Below are 2,478 nucleotides of genomic sequence, written 5' to 3' on the forward strand. Positions count from 1 at the left end.
CGTGGCGGCCCCGGCCCCGGCGTTGCGCGGGGTGCTGGTGAACGGGCTGCCCGTCCGCAGCTTGGGGGTGGCGGCGGACATCATCCGGTTGCCTTGCCCGCCGCAGGCGGGGCAGGCGCAGTCTTCGGCATCGCGGGCGCACAGTTCCTCGAACACGGCGCCGCACCCCTGGCAGGAAAATTCGTACATGGGCATGGGTGTTACCTTTGCGTGTCGGTCGGTGCTCCGACCCGACTGCTGTATGGTTGCGGTTGTAAGCAGCCGCCGAACGCGCTATTGATAGAATGCGCAAACACTTCCGCGCGGCGGCGTTGGCGTCCCTGGGCATGGAACGAGAATCATCCGGCAGGAAACCGACCCGGCGGCCTCCCCTTGGCGTTGGCACTTCAATAATCATTTCAGGTCAGGGTGCAAGCCGTGGGCGCAAGCGTTGCGCCGATCAGGCGTGTACCGCCGCTCTCCCAACCCCCGACCGACACGACGGCGCGGCCATTGTCCGCCGCCGGGCGCGTCGGCAGCAAAGGAGCACGACATGGCAGTGAAGAAGATTCTGTTTCTGGTGGGCGATTTCGTGGAGGACTACGAAGTCATGGTGCCGTTCCAGATGCTGCTGATGGTGGGCCACGACGTGCACGCGGTGTGCCCCGGCAAGAAGGCGGGCCAGCAGGTGCGCACGGCGGTGCACGACTTCGAGGGGGATCAGACCTACTCCGAAAAGCCGGGCCACAACTTTACCCTGAATGCCGATTTCGACGCCGTGAACACGGCGAACTACGACGCGCTGGTGATTCCCGGTGGCCGCGCCCCCGAATACATCCGCCTTAACCCGCGCGTGGTCGAGATCGTGCGCGAGATGGCGGCGGCCAAGAAGCCCATCGCCTCCGTGTGCCATGGCCAGCAGTTGCTGGTGACGGCGGGCGTGGTCAAGGGGCTGACCTGCACCGCGTACCCCGCCGTGAAGCCGGACATCGAAGGGGCGGGCGGCACGTGGTGCGAGGTGAATGACACCTTCACCAATGCCTGCGTGGACGGCAATGTGGTCACCGCGCCCGCCTGGCCCGCGCACCCCGAGTGGATGCGCAAGTTCCTGGGGGTGCTTGGTTCGCGCATCGAACCGTAGAGCCTGTGCCGCTATGGCCTTTTTGTCCTCTGCCTGCGTCAGAATAATTTTTTATTCCGGTCGAATACGCTAAGAGTATACTTCCTTCATAAAAAATCATTCTTTCTTGGCAGAGAACAAAAATTCTCATAGCGGCAACAGGCTTTCGCCACTGGCTTGGCGTATCCTTTGCTTCAAGGAAGGTCAGGCAGCCAAAGATCGAAACGCGACGTCCGGCGAATCCGCCGGGCGTCGCTGCATATGGCGCGTGACCGCCACCGGGGAGGCCTGATGGACAAGAAGGATGCCGGAATGAGCGCGTGGAGCGGGGCGGTCGGGTTGTTTGCCGACGATTCGCTGGCATGGGCAGGCAGGGCGGTGACTTACTCCGCGCCCGCCAGTTCCGTCGGGGCTGCGGGACCGGGCGGCGGTACGGTGGACTGCGAGGGGCACTTGTTTCTGCCGGGCGGGTTCGGGGCTGCCGGTGAAGAAGGGCAGCCCGGCGGCGTGCCCGGCGTATTGCTGCTGCACGAATACACCGGCCTTGGCGGCTACCTGTTCCGCAGTGCCGCGCAATTGGTGCGGGCCGGGTATGCCGTGCTGTGCGCCGACCTGTACGGTACCGCCTTGCGCCCGACAGATTTCGAGCAGGCCCGCGCCTGCCTGCGCCCCCTGCGTGACGACAGGGCGTTGTTGCACCTGCGCGCCCGGGCCGGGCTGGACGCACTGGCCAGCGTGCCGGGGGTGGACGCGGCCCGTCTGCTGGCCATGGGATTTTCGCTGGGCGGCGGGGCCACGCTGGAACTGGTCCGCGCCGGTGCTCCCCTGCGCGGCGCCGCCAGCATGTACGGATACCTTTCCTCGTCGCAGACGGTGGTGCCCGGCGCGGCGCATTGCCCGGTGCTGGTGCATCTGGCCGGGCGCGACCATGTCATTCCGCTGCGCGACGTTGAGCCCTTTGTCAGCGAAATGTCCGCCGCCAGCGTGGATTGTCGGGTGGTGCTGCACGCGGGCGCGGCTCACGGTTTCTGCAACGCGGCGTACGGGACGGAGTACGACGCCGAAGCGTCCTGGCACTGCCCGTGTACGGAGGCCAGAGCCTGGGACGACGTGCTGCGTTTTTTCACGGAGTGTCTGAAGAAGAATTGATCCCGTGCGCACGTCCCCAAGTTTTCTTGTGCCTGCCCGACTGGCCCGACTGGCCCGACTGGCAGGACTGGCCCGACTGGCAGGACTGGCGGGCCGAGGACGGAGGCGGGGGCGGACAGGTGCGGCGGGGGGGCGGTCGTTGTCGCCGGTCCGCGGCGGTGTGCCGTTGAGGGCTCGCCCGCGTGAAGCTAGAACTGCGGCACGGGCCGTTCGCGGTCGTTGGGGAACAG

3 protein-coding genes are annotated in these 2,478 nt (G+C 66.3%); 2 read left to right on the top strand and 1 reads right to left on the bottom strand.

All coding sequences use genetic code 11. The features are described from left to right. A partial coding sequence (locus FVW20_RS12505) for a zinc ribbon domain-containing protein (RefSeq protein WP_196609876.1) occupies positions 1-195 on the bottom strand: 195 nt, incomplete at its 3' end. 337 nt (positions 196-532) lie between these two features. Between FVW20_RS12505 and FVW20_RS12510 the strand changes: the two genes are divergently transcribed. Together FVW20_RS12510 and FVW20_RS12515 are read left to right on the top strand one after the other, a co-directional pair. Beyond that, positions 533-1,120 carry a DJ-1/PfpI family protein gene (locus tag FVW20_RS12510; protein WP_167125746.1) on the top strand — a complete coding sequence of 196 codons (588 nt, stop codon included), beginning with the start codon at positions 533-535 and terminating at the stop codon, positions 1,118-1,120. A gap of 270 nt (positions 1,121-1,390) precedes the next feature. Next, positions 1,391-2,248 carry a dienelactone hydrolase family protein gene (locus tag FVW20_RS12515; protein WP_196609877.1) on the top strand — a complete coding sequence of 286 codons (858 nt, stop codon included), beginning with the start codon at positions 1,391-1,393 and terminating at the stop codon, positions 2,246-2,248. Positions 2,249-2,478 lie beyond the last annotated feature (230 nt).

This window comes from Nitratidesulfovibrio oxamicus (assembly GCF_015731765.1).
GTDB lineage: Bacteria > Desulfobacterota > Desulfovibrionia > Desulfovibrionales > Desulfovibrionaceae > Cupidesulfovibrio > Cupidesulfovibrio oxamicus.

Bases quoted from the DNA above. Each gene is read 5' to 3' on its own strand.
- FVW20_RS12510 (WP_167125746.1), top strand. From the start codon at position 533: ATGGCAGTGAAGAAGATTCTGTTTCTGGTGGGCGATTTCGTGGAGGAC.
- FVW20_RS12515 (WP_196609877.1), top strand. From the start codon at position 1,391: ATGGACAAGAAGGATGCCGGAATGAGCGCGTGGAGCGGGGCGGTCGGG.